The sequence below is a fragment of the Chitinophaga rupis genome (assembly GCF_900109685.1).
GTDB classification, from domain to species: Bacteria; Bacteroidota; Bacteroidia; order Chitinophagales; family Chitinophagaceae; genus Chitinophaga; species Chitinophaga rupis.
The window spans coordinates 404,772-423,825 of the sequence record NZ_FOBB01000004.1 but is presented as its reverse complement, the minus strand read 5'-3'; the positions used below and the strand labels follow the sequence as shown (position 1 = coordinate 423,825).

Sequence of the window (19,054 nt, the reverse complement as noted above, 5' to 3'; positions counted from 1 at the left end):
TTTTATGGTTAAACGGCGGCCGTTTTGGCGCCAGGCACATTTTGCCGGAAGCCCCGCCGCTGCATATTTCCCCAGGTACTTTTCTTCCCCGTCAGGAAGTAATAATATCCCCGCAGGGAGAATAGTACGATCAACGGGTGATACAGGAAAAATTCCATGAAAGGCGTCATACACAGGTAAGCCACCTCTTTCCAGGTGCGGTAATACCGGAAGGTAAGCTGGTCCCACAGGATGGCGATGGTAGTGATCATCACCGAGTACGTATATACGAATACCAGCAGCATAACAGCGGTAGGCCAGTTGATCTGCCCCAGGCATATCATGATGATATAATAGATAATGCCGGTTATCTCCACCAGGGGCGCTAGCAGTTCAAAAAAGAAATTATAGGGGAAGATGATGAGGCCCATTTTTCCATACCGCGGGTTCAGGAACATGCCAAAATGGGAAAACATCAGCTGCGCCAAACCCCTTGCCCAGCGGGTGCGCTGCCGGTTAAAGATCTTTACGGATTCGGGCGCCTCTGTCCAGCACAGGGTTTTTGGAATATAGCGGATAGCGTAGTTGATCTTATTATCATGCGCATACCGGCACATGCGGGTCATTAGCTCCATGTCCTCGCCAAAAGAGCTGTGATCGTAGCCACCGCTGCGTATGGCTACTTCCTTATCAAACAATCCCAAACCGCCGGATACATTGGGCACGCAGTTCAATAAGCTCCAGCCCATTTTGCCCAGTACAAAAGCGCGGATGTATTCCACTTCCTGGAAGCGGGGCAGCAGCTGCCGGGGTGGCCGCATGCGCGTCATTACCCCCTGGTCAAACTCGCAGGAGTTGGCAATGCGCAGGGTAGCGCCGGTAGCGATCACCCTTTTTTTACCCTCCTGCATTACAGGTTTAATAAGCTCCAGCAGAGTGTTCTTATCCAGTATGCAGTCCACATCCGTACATAGAAAATAGTTATAGCTGGCCGCGTTAATACCGGCGTTCACCGCATCCGCCTTGCTTTTGCCATTTACTTTGTCAATGATCATCAGCTGCGCATAGGCCGGGTTGGTGGATTTAAAGATCTTGCGTACCGGCTGTGTTTTTATTTTTACGTTATAGGCAAAATCTACCTGCACCAGGTCAAATTCCGTGATCAGCTGTTCCAGGCTGTTATCGGTACTGCCGTCATTAATAATAATGATCTCGTATTTGGGATAGTTCAGCGTAAGCAGCGAACGTACGTTATAAATAATGGTAAGGCCTTCATTGTAAGCGGGCGCCAGCACGGTAATGCCCGGCGCCAGGGGTGAGCTGTTGAGCATATAGCCCTGTCCCAGCTTGTCTTTGCGGGCATAGGCACGCACCGCTATCATAGAAAAAACAGCCAGCATGGCATAAATAAACAACAGCACCGTTCCATATACAAAAACGCTGCTTTCATAGATCCGTCCTATGGTTTGCCAAAAGCTCATGCTGCCGTTCAAAATTTAATCAAAGGATTCATGCAATGTTTCAGGATGCGTTTGTTTTCCGCAGTAGCGGTATCCACCAGCTCGTTGATCAGGTTTTTGGCCGCCCATTGATTCTTGATCAGTGATTTGGCGGCGTTCTTGCGCAGCTCAAAATCGGTGGAGTGTAAAAATTCCTGCCGCAGGAAATCCACATGTTTGCCGCTGCTAACACGGCCCATCAGCTTCAGGATCTCTATCTGGCAGTTCAGCGGCTGGCTGTTGTACATACGTATCAGCTTGTCTTCCACTTCCGCTATCTGCATTTTGCCCAGGCAGTTGATGGCATCGGCCCGCAGATAATGGTCGCGGGTATCCAGCAGCTTTTCAACGGCCGGTACTGCGCTGATCTGGTTGTAATGCACTACCAGCTTCAGGCAAAAAGAGATAATGCTTTTATTGGAAGAGTAGGTGATCCATTGTGCAAAGTTGGGAATAGCAATTTTTTCCGTAGTGGAAATAATGCGGAACAATTCCACCTGATCCCATAGCAGCAGGGGTTCTGTAGCCAGGTCAAAGAATTTGAAGGGCTCGTTCTTACTGAGTTTGATATAGGCATGCCGGGCGGCCGCACGCAGCTCGCGGTTGCGGCTGTTGGTAAGCGGCAGAATGGTAACATCGGCTATGGACATGTTCATGCTGGTGAGCTCCGCCATGGCCTGTACCTTTTTATCCCATTTGCGCGACTTCATTTTTTTCAGGGATTCTTTATCCAGCTCAAGCTGAATGTACAGGTTACGCAGTTGCTCACCCATAATACCGCTTACATTATTACGGTAGTGGATCAGCCGGTCTATCAGCGCCTGCCGCGCCCAGCGTTTGCGGAATACAGGCTGGTGAAAAGCATCAGCCGCCAGGGGAATTTCTTCAGCATCTTCCTGGATAAGGGCCTCGTTCATCAATACATTTTCCAGCAGCAGCTGATCAATGAGCGGGTGCAGCCTGGCCAGCTTTTTTTCACGCCGGTGGCCTTTATAGCGGCCTATAAGTATAGACAGGTATGCAATAACGGTGCAGGTAACGGCAATAAATATAAATACGCATGCGATCTGGATGATCAGCGGCGCATACCTAAGGTTATATAGGACAGATGTAAAAAATACAGGTAACACATTCATTTTTCAGTAGGATCAGTTATAACAGTGCCTGGCATACCGGCTAAAGCACCGGCAGCAAGCCGCCTGCCTATTTATATTGCATGAGCAATCTTTTTACGCGGATCAGTAATTCACCGGGCATTACCGGCTTTTTCAAAAAATCGTCGGCTCCCAGCTTAAAACCTTCCAGCACCATATCCTCATTGCCCGCATTGGAAACAATGATCACCGGGATGGGCTTACCCTCTTTACGGTTCTTTACCTTACTGATGATCTCAAAACCACTGGCGTAAGGCATTAATATATCTGTAATAATGAGGTCATAGTCATAGCCGGTGTCATCCAGCTTTTGAAAGGCCTCTTTACCGTTGGTAACATGGTCTATGCGGTATTCTTCCCGGTGCAGGATCCTCTCGACAATCTTTGGCATGACTTCATCATCTTCAACTAATAAGATCTTATTCATGTTGGCAGTTTTGGAATACCCTATTGTTCACTGTTTTCATGGAGTAGGGAATATGGTGATGTATTAATTTTTTTAATAAACCGTTATCCGGTCACAGCAAGTAACAGTTCGGTGTCCTAACGAGAAATTTTATCGAATATAAGCCATCGGGGCAAAAAAAAAAATATTACTCTTGTTTTATAACAAGGAGTGACGGCCTTTTTGGCGGATTGAGCATTAGAGGTGCTGAATGATAAAATGCAATCGAATGTTTGTATAACATTAAATTAACCGATATTTTTAAGTATATATTTGTCCATCATTAACTGATCATATCCACTAACCGGCGCCATATATATGAAACCAAAATTGAAGATAGGGCTGTTCCTGGGCTTTGGGGTGGCCCTGGTATTAGTGATCACAGCAGGGGTTTTTTCTTATCTGACCTTTCATAAACAACGTACGGAAGCCGGTTGGGTGGAGCATACCTATGAAGTAATTACCCTGAGCCAGCGCATTAACCGCATCGTGTATGAAATGGAATCCGCCGGCATCACCTTCCGCAGCACACATGATACGCAGTACTTGGCGCCTTATTATGCCCAGCGCAGCAAACCTTTGCCACTGGTGCAGGAGCTGAAGAAAATGGTGGCCGATAACACTGCTGAAGCGCGGCGCGCCACGCAGATAGAAAATAACATGATTGCCCTGCTGAATTTCTGGGAACAGCTGGACACCAAACAGGACAGCAACTATATTTTTAGCCATGTAATACCTATTGCAAAAGAGGAAAGAAAATACCTGAACCAGGTACATACCAGCCTCGCAGACCTGATAACCGCGGAGAGAAACCTGCTGGTGATCCGTAATGAGCAGAGCAACCGTGCGGTAAGCCACGCCACTGTTATGCTGGTCGTTAACACCCTTTTAATTCTTCTGGTAGCCAGTATATTAATGATCATCTCTTACCGGGAGCTTAGCAATCGTATAAAAGCGCAGCGGGAGCTGAAGCACAAGCTGACCGAGCTGGTAAACCTGAACCATACTACCAATGAAAAGAACTGGCTGCTGAGCGGTATAAGCCAGGTGAATGAAAGCCTGCACGGGCAAACCAGCATTATACAGCGTGCAGAACAATGCCTGCTAACACTGGTACAATACCTGGCCCTGCCTGCCGGCGCGGTCTATTATTATGATGAAGAGGAAAAGCTGCTGAAGCTGGCCGCCGGTATAGCCCTGCCGGCTAATCCCATAAAGACCTATGCCTTACAGGAAGGTTTGATAGGGCAGGCGGCCACCCAAAAAGAAATACAGGTACTAAAAGATATTCCCGCCCATTACTGGCAAATAAGCGCTGCAGCCCTGGCAGGCCGGCCCGGCGCTTTGTTATACGTACCGTTGTGGGTGGATAGCCGGTTAATTGGCGTACTGGAGCTGGCCTCTTTCCAGGAAGTACAACCTAAGCAGCTTACCTTTTTAAAAGGCGTTACAGATGCTATTGCCACAGCCTTCCAGGCCGCTATTTCCAGAACCCGCGTTTTAAGCCTGCTGGAAACCGTGCAATCCCAGAAGGAGATCCTGGAAACACAACAAGCCAGATTACAGGAAACCAATAGTGAGCTGCGGGCCTCTGAAGAAGAATTACGGGTGCATGAAGAGGAGCTGCGGCAGGTTAATGAAGAAATGAAAGCCAAGAACCATACCCTGGAGCTGGCTAAGCAGGAGCTGGCGCGGAAAGCGCAGGAGGTGGAACAAAGCAGCAAATACAAATCGGAGTTTTTAGCTAACATGTCGCATGAGCTGCGCACGCCGCTGAACAGCGTGTTAATACTGGCCCGTATGCTGGAAGAAAATAAAGAGCGTAACCTTTCCGCCAAGCAAATGGAGTACGCAGGCATTATTCACCGTTCCGGCTCCGACCTGTTAAAGCTGATCAATGACATACTGGACCTCTCAAAGATAGAAGCCGGTAAGCTGGAGATCAATATAGAAGAGGTGCCCATAGCCGCTGTGATGTACGACCTGGAACAGCTGTTCTATTTTGTGGCAGAACAAAAACAGATCCACTTTATTACAACAATAGCGCCCGGTGTGCCTGCCAATATTCATACAGACAGGCAACGGCTGGAACAAGTGATCCGCAACCTGCTGTCCAACGCATTTAAATTTACACCGTCAGGAGGTACCGTACGCCTGCAATGCCATATGCAGGACGATAGCTTGCATATAGCCGTTGCCGATACCGGCATGGGCATACCGCTGGATAAACAGCTGCAGGTGTTTGAGGCCTTTCGCCAGGCAGATGGCTCCACCAGCCGCCGATTTGGCGGTACAGGACTGGGCCTTTCCATTAGCCGCGAGCTGGTGAAAATGTTAGGCGGTGAAATACGGCTGCAAAGCAGGGAAGGAGAGGGCAGCACCTTTACCGTGGTAATGCCCGTAGCAGCTATTACACAGCAGATCTCTGCCGGCGTGACCATCCCGCATACCCCCATACCGCTTGGTTACCAGAAAGAGGCGGCGCCGGTTGCAGATGACCGTGAGCAGCTGAGCAAAGGCGATACCGCAGTGCTGATCATAGAGGATGATGCCAACTTTGCCACTATCCTGCGCGACTTTGCCCGGCAAAAGGGATATAAAACAGTAGTAGCGCTGAACGGTAGCGATGGCCTGTTCTTCGCGCGCAAATATTTGCCGGCAGCCATTATACTGGATGTGAACCTGCCGTTTATTGACGGGCATAGCATTCTGAAGGTGATCCGCAATTCACCGGAGCTGAAGCATATCCTCGTGCACATCATCTCCTCCGGCGAAATATCCTTACAGGTAAGCGATCACGTACAGGGATACACGCAAAAGCCTTTGCAGATGAATGACCTGGAAGCTGTATTCTCCGGCATTCAATACCATGTGCAGGAAGACCTGAAAAAGGTGCTGATAATATCCGGTAACAGCTTGCTGCAGGCACCCTCCCTGCAACCGCTCAGCGATGAGCGGCAGCTGCACACAGAATACCGCCATGTAAAGAATATACAGGAAGCAGCCAGTATTTTACCGGAAGAAAGCTTTGACGGCATAGTGCTGGATATTGGCAGCAATGTGCAGGAAGGCATCCGGCAGCTATCGCTGTTAAGGTCTATGGTAGGGAAAGATAAACCGCTGATCGTATACCTTGACCGCGACATTTCGGAAGCAGATGAAATGCAGCTGAAAAAAGAGGCTGCTGCTATTATCCGCGATTCAACTTTTTCCCGCGACCGGCTGCTGGATGAGCTGGCGCTGTTCCTGTTCCGGGTAAATGAAGCAAAGGAGGCTCCCCTGCAGGCAACAGCTTCCATCCCTGCAGAGCAAGGCCTGGAAGGGCAAAAGGTGCTGCTGGCAGATGATGATATGCGCAACCTGTTTTCCTTAAAAGCATTATTATCTGGCAAAGGGCTGCAGGTAATAACGGCTACAGATGGTAAAGAAGCCCTGCAGCAGCTGGAAACCCATCCGGATATACGCCTGGTGTTAATGGATATTATGATGCCGGAAATGGACGGTTATGAAGCTATACGGCATATCCGCAATAACGAGCGTACCGCGCTGCTGCCGGTAATAGCGCTTACGGCAAAGGCTATGGCCGGCGACCGCGAGAAATGCATAAGCGCCGGCGCATCAGATTATATTGCCAAACCGGTAGATGGAAATAAACTTTTTTCATTGTTGCGTGTATGGTTAGGGTAAGCAGGTATATCCTATGAGTAATGAATTGAGCAATCACGATCTTTCCGGTGTATTACATATGCTGAAGGTGCAGTATGGATTTGATTTTACCGGTTATATGCAGGCCTCTGTTAAACGGCGTATCCTTTATTTCATGGGCAATGAGGGGGTACCCGGGGTGTTTGACCTGAAACACCGCCTGGCAAATGAGGCCGGTTTTCTTAACCGCATGGTGCAGTTCATAACAGTAAATGTTACGGAGATGTTCCGGGATCCATCGTTCTTTAAAATATTGAAAACACAAGTGCTGCCTAAGCTGGCTGCCTATCCCATTATTAAGATATGGCATGCAGGCTGCGCCACAGGAGAAGAAGCCCTGTCTATGGCTATATTATTACAGGAAGCAGGTTTATTGAACAGAACGCGCATTTATGCCACGGATCTGAACCCTGCGAACCTGGAACGGGCCCGGGCAGGTATTGTGCCGGTAAGCGCCATGAAGCAAAACACGTATAACTATATACAATCCGGTGGACAGGCTGATTTTTGCGATTACTATACTGCCAAATACGACAGTGTGATCTTTAAAAAAGAGCTGCGGAAGCACATTACTTTTTCCCAGCATAACCTGGTAACAGATGGTTCTTTTAATGAGTTCCAGCTGATCTGCTGCCGCAATGTGTTCATCTATTTTAAACGGGAGCTGCAGACGCAGGTATTACGGTTGTTTGAGGAAAGTTTGTCGCCGCATGGCTACCTGGCCCTGGGCACTAAAGAATCTATTCATGCCGCTGAAATAAGCCGGCAGTTTGATACTGTGAATTTGCAATATAAAATATACCGCCATAACCAATCATAATGAATGTGAGCCGAACAAAAAAGATCACCATCCTGTTGGTAGATGACCGTCCTGAAAACCTTCACTCGCTGCAGGCTATGCTGGAAGCGGATCACCGGGAGTTTATACTGGCCGGCTCCGGCAGCGATGCCTTAAAGGAAGTACTGCGGCATGAGGAGATCGGGCTTATTTTACTGGATGTGCAGATGCCGGATATAGATGGTTTTGAGGTAGCCCGCCTGTTAAAGGCCGATCCGGAAACACGTAACATCTCCATTATTTTTGTAACCGCCAGTAATAAGGAAGAGCAGGATATGATGATGGGCTTTGAGCAGGGCGCTGTAGACTACCTGTTAAAACCGCTGAACGTAAATGTATGCCGTGCCAAGGTGGATGTATTTGAACGGCTGTATTTCTATGAACAGGAGCTAAAGCAAACGCTTGAAGAAAAGGAGCAGGTGAACGGGCAGCTGGAACGGTTCATGCATACGGTAGCGCATGACCTGAAATCGCCGCTTTCCGGTGTAGCCGGCCTGTTATTATTACTGAAAGAAGAAAAGCAATTGCAGCAGGCGCCGGAGCTTATGAACTACCTGGAGATGGCTATCAGCTCTGCTACCCAGCTTTCCGATATGATCAGCGCCATCCTGGAATACAGCAGCCACCACCCGCTGCAGCAGGCAGCAGAAGATGTGGATGTGCAGGAGCTGCTGGAACAGCTGGTAGAGCTGTTGTTTCCGCCGGATCATGTGAAGATTCACATTGAGCCGAACTTACCGGTGCTGCATACCAACCGGCAAAAGTTATGGCAGGTATTCCAGAATTTATTAAGCAACGCCATTAAATACAACGATAAACAGGAAACCGTGATCAGCATAGGCGGCGCATTAAAAGGAGAGTTCTACGAATTTTATGTAAAAGACAATGGCCCCGGTATTGAAGAAAAAGACAACACCCGCATTTTCCGGTTATTTGAAACACTGAATGAGGATGATGAAAAGGGCACGGGTGTAGGGCTTAATATCCTGAAACTGCTGGTAGAAGCGCAGGGCGGCAAGGTATGGGTAAGGTCTGTGGCAGGGGAGGGGAGCTGTTTTTATTTTCAGTGGAAATAAAAAAAGTGCCTCAACTTTCATTGAGGCACGTTACTGTATATATGAAAACCCCGTTTATTTCTGCACCACTGCAGGGCGTACCGTTTCTACTACTTTACCAACCTGGCCGATCAGCTGATCAGAAAGACCGTTCTTTTTAGCCGCAGCTACCAGGTCCACTATGAACTCATCAAAATCAGCATTGGCTGCTTTGCCATTCATACGGACGTTCTGGGCCGGGTCGTGCGCAGCCACCATACTCTTACCGCCGTACTTGAAATTTTTAGCGCCCGTAGCCACACAGAAAAAGTCTGTCAGGTTTTTGCTCAGCGCCTGGAAACCGCTGGTATTGCCGGAAGTAACCTCTGCCAGTAATACGGTAAAGAAACCATTGAGCTTTGAATCACCTGCAATTACAAAAATGGCGCTGTCCACTACAGAACGGAGGCCCAGGCGGCCCTTTTCTATCATCATGCCTGCATTGGCAGGGTCGCTTACCATCGTAGTGCCACCTAAGGAATCATACAAGGTCATTTTAGCAGGAGTGTCTGTATTATTGTCTTTCTTACAGGATTCCATTACTGCAAAGGTGGCCACCAGGCCAAGGACAAATAACAATGCTGACTTTTTCATGTGGGTGATTGATTTAGCTATTTAAAAAATGTATTTAACAATACCGGTGATCTTAGATGCAAAGGAGGCGCCCATGGCCGGGCATCCCTGCTTCATTTCTTCAGCGCTGGGCAGATACCGGTCACCCGGATAATGAAGCGCCGTTTTAAAATTGTGCACAATGTCGTTAGCGCTGGTTTTCACCGGGAAAAAAGTAAATACCACGATCCTGGACTGCGGATTTACCATTACGCGGTCTATCCCTTGCTGCTGGTACATCCAGGACGATATCTTATCCGCATCCTGCTGTGAAAGCGGCTGTTTAATATCTATCCGCGCCATAATACGGGTATGTGCATCCGGGGCCTTGGGGCGTGTAACTATATAAATGTGCACTGCTAATACTACTGTCAGGCACAGGAATATACCACCTCCCCACAGGAGGATCTGTTTTACAGTTTTCCTTTTCATAAATGTGTTTTTAAATACGCTAAGATCCTGTGTATAGCAGGGCCACAGGGTTATTGACCTTAAGAATAATACTTCCGTATGTTGTTGTTTCCTGGAACCGTTACATATACGAGGGCGTTTTATAAAAAGTTTGGGAGAGGCGATTTTTTTGTTTTGGGGTCCTCCTCCTTTTGTCATATTCCCTACGGAAAATAATGTAATATTACCGGAAATCCCATCGTAATGGAATTACCCATTGTTCAATATAGAAGGCACCGTGTTGCTTATACAGTGTCAGCAATCATCGGTTTTGTGGCCGCATTTCAGGGTGGTTACTGGCTGCTGCGTGAAAGTGTTGCTGCGTTTTTCGGCTGGATGTTTTTGATCTTAGGCCTTATTGCATTTGTCCGCTGTACCTGGTTTGCTATTAAAAATTCCCTGGTGATGGAACTGAATCATGAAGGTATTATGTACAAAAAATATTGTTATGCATGGAATACGCTGCGCAGTTATGGTATAAGGAAGGAAGTCGGTGAAAGTGGCTCATTCAATTACCTGATCTTATACTTTAATAATGGCGGAGCCCCGTTAGAGATCCAGCTGGATTGGATGGATAATAATGAATCTATACCGGAGCAAATGGCGGTTTATGCAAAAGCTTTCCAGGTTGAGTTTGATGGGGTAGTGAAGAAGGAAGTGTGAGATCAAAGCGCCTGGCTTCCTGTGCCTGGAATTAAATGCCTTAATGCTGTAACACTTCTTGTAAGTCCATTGGTTTGTAAAGTAGTTAGTACCTGGTCTATGCTTTGTGGAGGGTTCTTTAATGCCTCTACCTGCCTGTTTAGTGCCTGAAGTACCCTGACGGATACACTATAATGAACTCATAGACAAAATCATCAGGGTGCTTGATATCTATACCCATTGAATTTATGTATGTGGCGGGGAAATCTTTTGTATTAGAAGTAATAATATAATTCGCATTTGCTTTGATAGCACCAGCCAGTACATGCCTGTCATCCTTGTCTCGCAGTTTAAGATCTTTAATCAGGGACCTATAACCTTTTACATTTGCATCAGGAAAAGCAGTATTCATTGCCTTTACTGTCTTTCGCAATTTACTTTCTGATAATGCTGGCCGGTTGATCAGAAGATTGCTGATCCACTCTTGCTGGATTTCATCGGTCCACTTAGGCTTATATAAGTTGGTTGCTGCCAGCCGTAACAAAAAATCCCGTAATGGAGCCGGGTAAAGTACATTGGCATCCAGTAATACAATGGGGTTAAACAAATTGACCATTAGTATCCCATGTTAAGTTCCTGTGCTTGTTTAGCAAGAAAATCAAGGTTCTCTGTTCTGCTCTTTTTCTGTTTCTTATCGTACTCCACCAGGTCTTTAAGCAGGATACGGCGATGCGTACCGGCTTTACTAAAAGGAATAATACCTTTTTCCAGCAGTTTAATAACGTGTGGTCTTGAAACGCCAAGCAGATCGGCTGCTTGTTGGGTACTAACTTCATTATCAGGTTGGATGATGGCAATGGATCTTCCATCAGCCATATTATCCAATATGTCGAACAATAAGAATAGGGCCTTGGTTGGAATTTCCAATGGTTCGCCCTTTCCCTGAATATTTATAGTAACTACATTGCTACGATCATCTGAAACCTTTTTTGATGTCAGGTGAACCTGCTCGATGGAGGCTTTTGCGATCTGCTGATCCTTTTTTGTAGTTTTTTCAATAATTGCGTCCATGTTCTGCTTTACTTTAGCTATACAAATATACTCAAACGAAATAAACGAAACAAAATAACTACCAGACAATTTACGAGTGAAGAATATAACTCGTTGTATTACAATTAAATATGAGAGTTTGTTGTATGGGCACTTTTTTAATGTGTTTGAGCCTTTTCTTGTGAATAGAATGTCAATACACCCCAACTAACCAAAATAATTCCTTACTTTATAGCACGTTGTGAATAACATAAATCAGTGAACAATGAGGAGGTATCTCAAGCCGGCTATTTTGTGGGCATTATGCGCTTTTTCCATACAGCCTAATACCTTTGCACAATCCATTCCGCCGCTTACTTACCTGGGTATTGAACAGGGGCTTTCCAATAATGCCGTTACCAGCATTTACCAGGACTATAACGGGTTTATGTGGTTCGGCACTTACGATGGATTAAACCGTTATGACGGGTATAGCTTCACCATTTACCGGAATGAATTTAATGATACCAATTCCGTGGCCGATAACCGCATAACCTGTATCACAGAGGGCCACGACAACCGGCTATGGGTAGGCACCCGCAGCGGTATCAGTATTTATAACAATGGTACGGCGCGTTTCTCCGGCCTTAGCTACCTCCCCTATAAAAGTAGCGTAGCCAGGAAGGTGCTGGTTTCCGTGAATGCGCTCAAACCGGGCCCTAAAGGAAGTATGTTCATCGGCACGGATGGAGAAGGTTTGCTCATTTATAACCCGGCTGGCGCAGCAAAGCAGGCGCCCCTCAGGAATGGGAATACGGTCAGCACACATTATGAGGTAATGTCCATAGAGCTGGATGCTGCGCAGCATGCCTGGCTGTTTGTGCGTAATGTAGGGCTTTGCCGCTATGATGATAACAGCGGCGCCGTAAGCGTGATCAATAACAGCATCCGGAATGGTATTGCCCTGCAGGCAGATAACCGCGGCTGCCTGTGGCTGGGTACCGACGATGGCCTATATAAATACACCATTGCATCCAATACATTTAACAACGTGCTGCTAACACACTCCAAAAGGGTAGTGCGCCTGGCCATAGATAAACAGGATCAGCTGTGGATCGCATCTGACGGGGAAGGCGTTTTTACCATGCCGCTGGCCACGGGCAAGGTCACGCGGTTGGTATCGCCCAAGAACAAAGAGCTGCTTACCAGCACCGCGGTGTATGCGATCTACGAAGATCATGAAGGCCGCAAATGGATCGGTACCCTGCGGGGTGGCATCAATATCCTGGATCCCGGCAAAACTGGTTTTGCCGCTATCACGCACGATCCCCTTAATGCCAATAGCCTGATCAATGATTTTACCCTCTCGCTCTGTGAAGATGAGGATCATAATATCTGGATCGGTACCGATGGTGGCGGGCTCAGTGTCTGGAACCGCAAACAGGACCACTTCACTAACTTCCAGCAGCTAACAGGCAGCCATTCCCTTTGCAGTGATTTCGTAACCAGCATTATCAGCGATTTTCAGCATACTATATGGATCACCACCTGGGGCGGGGGCATTTACCGCTATAATAAAACAGCCCGCTCTTTTGAGCACTATGCCTGCTTTAATCCGCTCAGCGGCCGGGAAGATAAAAATACCTGGCTGCTCTATGAAGATGCCCAAAAAACGCTGTGGGCAGGCGTTTGCACTAATGGGCTACTTTACCGGCTAAACAGAAGCACTAACCGTTTTGAGGTGTTTGACAGTACCCTTACCAACATCCTTTCCATGGCGGAAGACAGCAGCGGCAATTTCTGGGCAGGAAATTATACCTCGCTGATAAAGGTTGACAGGGTCACAAAAAAGCACCGGGTATATGATATAGGTTATGCCGTGCGCGTTTTTCATGAGGATAGGGACGGCAATTGCTGGGTAGGTACCGAAGGCGGAGGCCTGCTGTTGTTTAACCGGGAAACCGGCGCCTATACCAGGTTTACAAAAGCCGATGGTCTTTCCAATAACTCCATTCTGAATATACTGGAAGATAAACGCGGTAACTTATGGATCAGCACATTTTACGGCATTTCAAAATTCAATCCCCGGGAAAAAAGCTTCAAGAACTTTTCCCAGTCCGATGGGCTGCTGTGCAATCAGTTCAACTATAACGCCGCCCTGGCCCTGCCTTCCGGCGAGTTTATTTTTGGCGGCATCAAAGGGCTCAATATCTTTTACCCCGATAGTTTGCAGTATGTTTCAAATATGCCCAAAGTAATGCTCACCGGGTTAAAGATTGCCAATACCCCTGTAGAGCAGGCAGGCGGCTATGTTACACAAAGCACACAGGATCATGTACAGGCGCTGAGCATACCATATAATAAAGCAATGATCGCATTTGATTTTGTAGCGCTTGAATACTCCGCACCGGACAAAATAGACTATGCCTATTATATGGAGGGCTGGGACAAAGACTGGAACTATGTAGGCAAATCAAGAACCGCCAATTACACCCGCTTAACAGAAGGCAGCTATACCTTCCGGTTAAAAAGCACCAACGCCGAAGGTATTTGGAACACCCATGAGTACATACTGAAAATAACCGTGCTGCCGCCCTGGTACAGAACCTGGTGGGCCTACCTGTTGTACCTGTCCGCTATTGCCGGCCTGGCATATATATACCTCCGGTACAAAGCGCAAAAAACAAAGCTGGCCTTTGATATACGGGTGGCCCGCCTGGAAACGGAGAAAGAAAAAGAGCTGAATGAAAGAAAGCTGGCCTTTTTTACAAATGTATCCCACGAGTTCAGAACACCACTTACGCTCATCATCAATCCTGTGAAGGAAATGCTGAACAATGGCGATAAACCGGCAGGCAACGGCCTGGAGGTAGTATACCGGAACGCCCGGCGCCTGCTAAGCCTTGTGGATCAGCTGCTGCTGTTCCGTAAGGCCGACAGTGAAGGCGACAAATTGAAGATAACCTGCATCAACCTCCACGACCTGTGCAAAGAGGTATACCTGTGCTTCATTCAGCAGGCCGGCGCTAAGCATATCCACTACACCTTTAGCTGCGATAACCAGCAGCTGGAAGTATATGCCGACCGGGAAAAGATAGAGATCGTGTTATTCAACCTGCTCTCCAATGCGCTGAAATTTACGCCGGGCAGCGGAACGGTTAGCTTTATGGTCAGTGAGGAGGAGAACGATATTATTATTAACATCACGGATACCGGCTGTGGCATCAGCGAAAGCGCCCGTCAGCGCATGTTTGAAAGATTTTACCAGGTAAAGGAGAAGAATGTGCCGGGCAAAACCGGCTTCGGCATAGGACTATACCTCTCCAGGCATTTCATTGAAAGCCATAAAGGCCATCTATCCTTTACCAGTACAGCAGGGCAAGGGGCTTCGTTCACCGTGCGCCTCAAAAAAGGCACCAGCCACTTTGCCGGTCAGTATATTTTTGAAGAGCTGCCTGAAAGCGCTGCGCTGCTGGAAGAGCTCATGGGCAATATCAGCACGGAAATACCCCTGGCCGAAAAAGAGCAAAGCCTTATGGGCGATATTATTTCCGGTAAGCGGTCTATCCTGGTGGTGGATGATAACCCTGAGATCAGGGACTACCTCCGGCAGCTTTTCCGCGAAAAGTTCCTTTTCCATGAAGCAGACAATGGAACAGACGGGCTGGAACTGGCCCGGGAACATTGCCCGGACATCATTATCAGCGATGTGGTCATGAAAGGAATGAACGGGGTGGAATTGTGCAACGCCATCAAACAGGACCCTTCCCTGAACCATATCCCGGTGGTGCTGCTCACCGCTAACCCTTCCCAGGAAACCAAGCTGCGGGGCATTGAATGCGGTGCAGATGATTATATTGTAAAACCCTTTGAAAAAGAGCTGCTGCTGGCCCGTATTCACAACATCCTCCAAAACAGGAATGTGCTGCAGCGCTATTTCTTTGACAAGATCACTCTTAAAAAGAACAATGCCCGCGTCTCTGCCGAATACAAGGATTTCCTGGAACGCTGCATCAGCATTGTAGAGGATAACCTGGATAACGACGGCTTTAACATTAAGATCCTGGCCACGGAAATAGGCATGAGCCATTCCGGCCTTTACAAGAAGGTAAAATCAGTTTCCGGGCAATCCGTAAATGCCTTTATCCGGTTCATCCGCCTGCGCCGGGCAGCAGTGTTATTGCTTAGCACAGATTGCAATGTAAGCGAAGCCGCCTTTGAGGTAGGCATCAACGACATGAAATACTTCCGGGAACAATTCTACAAACTCTTTGAAATGAACCCCTCCGAATACATCAAAAAGTACCGCAACACCTTTAATAAAGACTTTAATGTGGTAAACTGGAAAGAATAACCCCCATTTTACCAGTTTACCCCCTCTATTTGATCATTTACCCCCGGTGGTTTCCCGGCCGGTGGTCATATACTTGCATTCAACAACACAAACGGGCATTGTAAATGCGCGGTTCAGGGAGGCAAAAAAAAGGACAACATTCAACCAATTAGTTTCCACGGTACAAAAATCAGATTGTCATGGAGCCGGTCCACGTAGGTGGGGAGGCGCCATCTGGCAATTAAAAATTTAAATCCTTATCAGATGAAAATTTATCTCGCGTTATGGAAGAAATGGGGATTCCTCTGTTTCATTTTCTGCAACTATTCAATGCTCCTTTATGCACAGCAGCCCGTTAGCGGGAAGGTTAGCGCCGGTGATACGGCCCTGCCGGGTGTAGTCGTGTATATAAAAGGCACTTCCGTTAATACCCAAACAGATGGTAACGGGCGATTCACCGTGAATGCCCCTGCCGGAGCCACCCTCTCCTTCAGCCTCATGGGCTATGGCAGCAAAGAGGTACCGGTGGGTAACCGCAGCTTTATTAATGTACAGCTGGAATCCGTTACCCAGGGCCTCGGCGAAGTTGTAGTGGTAGGCTACGGCACCCAAAAACGGAAAGATCTTACGGGCGCCATTTCATCCCTGAATGCCACGGTGTATAAAGACCAGCCGGTGCTCAACGCCTCCTCCGCACTGCAGGGCAGGGTGGCCGGCGTATCTGTAGCCAACAGCTCCGGCGCGCCGGGCGGCGCGGTAAAGATCCGCATCAGGGGTGCCAATTCCATCAACGCCAGTAATGATCCCCTCTATGTAATTGACGGGGTGGCGCTGAGCAGCATTAGCATACAGGACATCAACGTAAATGATATTGCCTCCATGGACGTGCTGAAAGATGCCTCCGCCACCGCCATCTACGGATCGCGCGGCGCCAATGGCGTTATCATCATCACCACCAAAAATGGCAAGGCAGGCACCATGCATATTGAATACAACGGTTTCCTGAGCAGCAACAAACCCATGAAGAAGTATGATCTGCTGGATGCGGTAGGCTATGCACAGCAGGCCAATCATATTGCCGGATCATCCGTTTTCGCGGATCCTTTATCTTACGCCGGTAAGGGAACTGATTGGCAGGATCTGATCTTCCATAACGGTATTACACAAAACCACCAGCTTTCCGTTTCAGGCGGAACAGACAAGTCCAGGTACTATATTTCCGGCTATTACGTAAACCAGTCCGGCCTGTTGGTGAACACCGGCCAGGAAAAATTTGCCCTGCGTGCTAACCTGGATAGTAAGTTAAGCAACCGGGTAAGCATAGGGCTGGGCATCTTTGCCGCACATTCCAACTCAAACAATAACGGCGATATTGGCGGCAAGGGCAATCCGGTAACCGCAGCGCTGGCATGGGCGCCAACTGAGCCGGTGTACGATTCCGGCGCCCAGTATAACCGCTTTGCCATTTCCCCCATCTGGTCTAACCCGTACATGACCATAAAGGAAAGGAATAGCGTTACCTCTTCCAATTCCGCAGTGCTTAACGGGCACCTTGCCTATAACATTACAGACTGGCTTGCATTGAACATTAACCTGGGGCTGGATGTAAATAATTCACGCAATGCCTATCTGAATAACGACTGGATAAGCCCCGGCAACCCGGGTTCCGGTCAAAGCTCCGCAGAAACCTATACTTTCCAGAACAGTAACTCGCTTACCTTTCACAAGAAGTTCAATGAAAAACATGACCTAACGGTAATGGGTATAGTGGAAGAAACCTCCAGCAAGTACAATTCTTTCACCGCCGCCGGTTCAGGGCTTACCTCCACCTCTAACGGTTATTATAATCTGGGGCTCAATACCTCCCAGGGCATTTCATCAGCCTATACCAATTGGGCGCTGCTCTCTTATGTAGGCCGTGCTTCTTATACATTTAACGATAAATATCTGATTACCGCTACCTACCGGGCAGATGGTTCTTCTAAGTTCCAGACCACGGCCAACAAATGGGGATACTTTCCTTCTATTGGGGTGGGCTGGCGCTTGTCTGAAGAATCCTTTATCAAAGACCTGGGCATTTTCTCCAACCTTAAGCTGCGCGCCAGCTGGGGCATTACGGGCAACCAGTCCATTAATCCATACAGCAGCCTTGGACTGCTTACAGGCATGCAATATTCTTATGGTACCACTACACTGTACCAGGGTTACCTGCTGGGAAGCCCCAACAATCCTGATCTTAAATGGGAAACTACCAAGCAAACAGATATAGGCCTGGATGTAGGACTGCTGGGCGGACGGCTGAACATTAGCGCTGATTACTATAACAAGCGCACAAAAGACCTGCTGCTGCAGGTGCCCATTGCCAGCTATGACGGTGGTGGCACCATGTATAAAAATGTAGGCGTGGTAAATAATAAAGGCTTTGAAGTTTTTGTGGATCTGACAGCCATACAGCAGGGCGATTTCTCGTGGACCACCAGCATTAACGCATCTGCTTACAGGAACAAAGTGGTAAGCCTGGGTAAAGATTCCATCCTGTACCGGCCTGTTATTGGCGGCGGATTAATTAACACCAATATACAGGTAGTGAAAACAGGTGAGGCGCTGGGAGCATTCTATCTTATTCCCTGGCAGGGCATTTACAGGACCGATGACAACAGAACAGGAGGCAAAGCAGGCGATAATCATTATACAGACGTAAGCGGCAACGGCTCTATCGGCTATGAGGACCGTGTTATTGCGGGCAGCGCCATCCCCAGGTTCCAGTGGGGCTTTAATAACAATTTCCGGTATAAGCATTTTGAGCTGAACGTGTTTGTGCAGGCATCGCATGGTAACAAGATCTTTAACGCCACCTATGCAGGTGTAGCAGCGCCCACCAGCGATGTGAAGTATCCTACCCTGGCAGCATCCGCTAACTACTGGACGAGCAGCAATACCGGCGCCGTATGGGCCGATCCTGCCAGTAAAACCAACCGTAGCTATGTGGAATCTACCCAATACCTGCAGGATGGCAGCTATGTGCGGCTGAAGAACATAAGCCTTTCTTATACACTACCTAGAAAGGCTACCCGTTTTGCCGATGTACGCTTTACCCTGAGCGCGCAGAACCTGTATACCATCACCAATTATAAAGGATACGATCCGGAGGCCACTTCTACTTCCGCTACCAGCGATGCGGATGCCGGTATTGACCTGGGTGCGTATCCCTCTCCGCGCACTATCACATTCGGGGTAAATATTTCTTTATAACGATCATGTTAAATGCTTTAAG

13 protein-coding genes are annotated in these 19,054 nt (G+C 47.9%); 6 read left to right on the top strand and 7 right to left on the bottom strand.

The genetic code is table 11. The features are described 5' to 3' along the window. Nucleotides 1-8: 8 nt before the first annotated feature. From BMZ54_RS18560 to BMZ54_RS18550, 3 genes are all read right to left on the bottom strand, one after another. A complete protein-coding gene (locus BMZ54_RS18560; protein ID WP_089915775.1) occupies nucleotides 9-1,460 on the bottom strand; it encodes a glycosyltransferase family 2 protein in 1,452 nt (483 codons plus the stop codon). Between the two features lie 8 nt (nucleotides 1,461-1,468). Next, nucleotides 1,469-2,614, bottom strand: coding sequence for a HEAT repeat domain-containing protein (locus BMZ54_RS18555; RefSeq protein WP_089915217.1), 1,146 nt, complete (start codon nucleotides 2,612-2,614; stop codon nucleotides 1,469-1,471). 67 nt (nucleotides 2,615-2,681) lie between these two features. Further along, nucleotides 2,682-3,059 (bottom strand): response regulator, encoded by a 378-nt coding sequence (locus tag BMZ54_RS18550; RefSeq protein WP_089915214.1) that lies wholly within the window; start codon nucleotides 3,057-3,059, stop codon nucleotides 2,682-2,684. Between the two features lie 336 nt (nucleotides 3,060-3,395). Between BMZ54_RS18550 and BMZ54_RS18545 the strand changes: the two genes are divergently transcribed. The 3 genes from BMZ54_RS18545 to BMZ54_RS18535 are packed head-to-tail and all read left to right on the top strand — an operon-like array spanning nucleotide 3,396 to nucleotide 8,696. Then, complete coding sequence (locus tag BMZ54_RS18545; RefSeq protein WP_089915211.1) at nucleotides 3,396-6,764, top strand: response regulator; 3,369 nt, start codon at nucleotides 3,396-3,398, stop codon at nucleotides 6,762-6,764. Between the two features lie 13 nt (nucleotides 6,765-6,777). Continuing rightward, a complete protein-coding gene (locus tag BMZ54_RS18540; RefSeq protein WP_089915208.1) occupies nucleotides 6,778-7,602 on the top strand; it encodes a CheR family methyltransferase in 825 nt (274 codons plus the stop codon). A 5-nt stretch (nucleotides 7,603-7,607) separates the two neighbouring features. After that, a complete protein-coding gene (locus tag BMZ54_RS18535; RefSeq protein WP_238386615.1) occupies nucleotides 7,608-8,696 on the top strand; it encodes a sensor histidine kinase in 1,089 nt (362 codons plus the stop codon). A gap of 54 nt (nucleotides 8,697-8,750) precedes the next feature. Here BMZ54_RS18535 and BMZ54_RS18530 read toward each other — a convergent pair whose 3' ends face one another. Continuing rightward, on the bottom strand, nucleotides 8,751-9,308 hold the full coding sequence (locus tag BMZ54_RS18530; protein ID WP_089915200.1) for a globin family protein: 558 nt from the start codon (nucleotides 9,306-9,308) through the stop codon (nucleotides 8,751-8,753). A gap of 21 nt (nucleotides 9,309-9,329) precedes the next feature. Continuing rightward, complete coding sequence (locus BMZ54_RS18525; RefSeq protein WP_089915197.1) at nucleotides 9,330-9,758, bottom strand: hypothetical protein; 429 nt, start codon at nucleotides 9,756-9,758, stop codon at nucleotides 9,330-9,332. A 270-nt stretch (nucleotides 9,759-10,028) separates the two neighbouring features. On the opposite strand from BMZ54_RS18525, the gene BMZ54_RS18520 reads away from it, so the two are divergent. Next, nucleotides 10,029-10,439: a hypothetical protein gene (locus BMZ54_RS18520; protein ID WP_162277600.1), complete on the top strand. Its 411-nt coding sequence runs from the start codon at nucleotides 10,029-10,031 to the stop codon at nucleotides 10,437-10,439. A 139-nt stretch (nucleotides 10,440-10,578) separates the two neighbouring features. Here BMZ54_RS18520 and BMZ54_RS18515 read toward each other — a convergent pair whose 3' ends face one another. Both BMZ54_RS18515 and BMZ54_RS18510 read right to left on the bottom strand, forming a co-directional pair. Next, nucleotides 10,579-11,034 carry a PIN domain-containing protein gene (locus tag BMZ54_RS18515; protein ID WP_202909285.1) on the bottom strand — a complete coding sequence of 152 codons (456 nt, stop codon included), beginning with the start codon at nucleotides 11,032-11,034 and terminating at the stop codon, nucleotides 10,579-10,581. After that, on the bottom strand, nucleotides 11,034-11,489 hold the full coding sequence (locus BMZ54_RS18510) for a helix-turn-helix domain-containing protein (protein WP_089915191.1): 456 nt from the start codon (nucleotides 11,487-11,489) through the stop codon (nucleotides 11,034-11,036). The genes BMZ54_RS18515 and BMZ54_RS18510 overlap by 1 nt, the downstream gene beginning before the upstream one ends. 244 nt (nucleotides 11,490-11,733) lie before the next feature. On the opposite strand from BMZ54_RS18510, the gene BMZ54_RS18505 reads away from it, so the two are divergent. Both BMZ54_RS18505 and BMZ54_RS18500 read left to right on the top strand, forming a co-directional pair. Beyond that, nucleotides 11,734-15,801, top strand: a complete 4,068-nt coding sequence (locus BMZ54_RS18505; protein WP_089915188.1) for a two-component regulator propeller domain-containing protein — start codon at nucleotides 11,734-11,736, stop codon at nucleotides 15,799-15,801. 243 nt (nucleotides 15,802-16,044) lie between these two features. Beyond that, nucleotides 16,045-19,032, top strand: a complete 2,988-nt coding sequence (locus BMZ54_RS18500) for a SusC/RagA family TonB-linked outer membrane protein (protein WP_089915185.1) — start codon at nucleotides 16,045-16,047, stop codon at nucleotides 19,030-19,032. Nucleotides 19,033-19,054 lie beyond the last annotated feature (22 nt).

What these genes read in the sequence shown, in the direction of transcription:
- BMZ54_RS18560 (WP_089915775.1), bottom strand. Translation starts at nt 1,460, where the DNA reads ATGAGCTTTTGGCAAACCATAGGACGGATCTATGAAAGCAGCGTTTTT.
- BMZ54_RS18555 (WP_089915217.1), bottom strand. Translation starts at nt 2,614, where the DNA reads ATGAATGTGTTACCTGTATTTTTTACATCTGTCCTATATAACCTTAGG.
- BMZ54_RS18550 (WP_089915214.1), bottom strand. Translation starts at nt 3,059, where the DNA reads ATGAATAAGATCTTATTAGTTGAAGATGATGAAGTCATGCCAAAGATT.
- BMZ54_RS18545 (WP_089915211.1), top strand. Translation starts at nt 3,396, where the DNA reads ATGAAACCAAAATTGAAGATAGGGCTGTTCCTGGGCTTTGGGGTGGCC.
- BMZ54_RS18540 (WP_089915208.1), top strand. Translation starts at nt 6,778, where the DNA reads ATGAGTAATGAATTGAGCAATCACGATCTTTCCGGTGTATTACATATG.
- BMZ54_RS18530 (WP_089915200.1), bottom strand. Translation starts at nt 9,308, where the DNA reads ATGAAAAAGTCAGCATTGTTATTTGTCCTTGGCCTGGTGGCCACCTTT.
- BMZ54_RS18525 (WP_089915197.1), bottom strand. Translation starts at nt 9,758, where the DNA reads ATGAAAAGGAAAACTGTAAAACAGATCCTCCTGTGGGGAGGTGGTATA.
- BMZ54_RS18515 (WP_202909285.1), bottom strand. Translation starts at nt 11,034, where the DNA reads ATGGTCAATTTGTTTAACCCCATTGTATTACTGGATGCCAATGTACTT.
- BMZ54_RS18510 (WP_089915191.1), bottom strand. Translation starts at nt 11,489, where the DNA reads ATGGACGCAATTATTGAAAAAACTACAAAAAAGGATCAGCAGATCGCA.
- BMZ54_RS18505 (WP_089915188.1), top strand. Translation starts at nt 11,734, where the DNA reads ATGAGGAGGTATCTCAAGCCGGCTATTTTGTGGGCATTATGCGCTTTT.
- BMZ54_RS18500 (WP_089915185.1), top strand. Translation starts at nt 16,045, where the DNA reads ATGAAAATTTATCTCGCGTTATGGAAGAAATGGGGATTCCTCTGTTTC.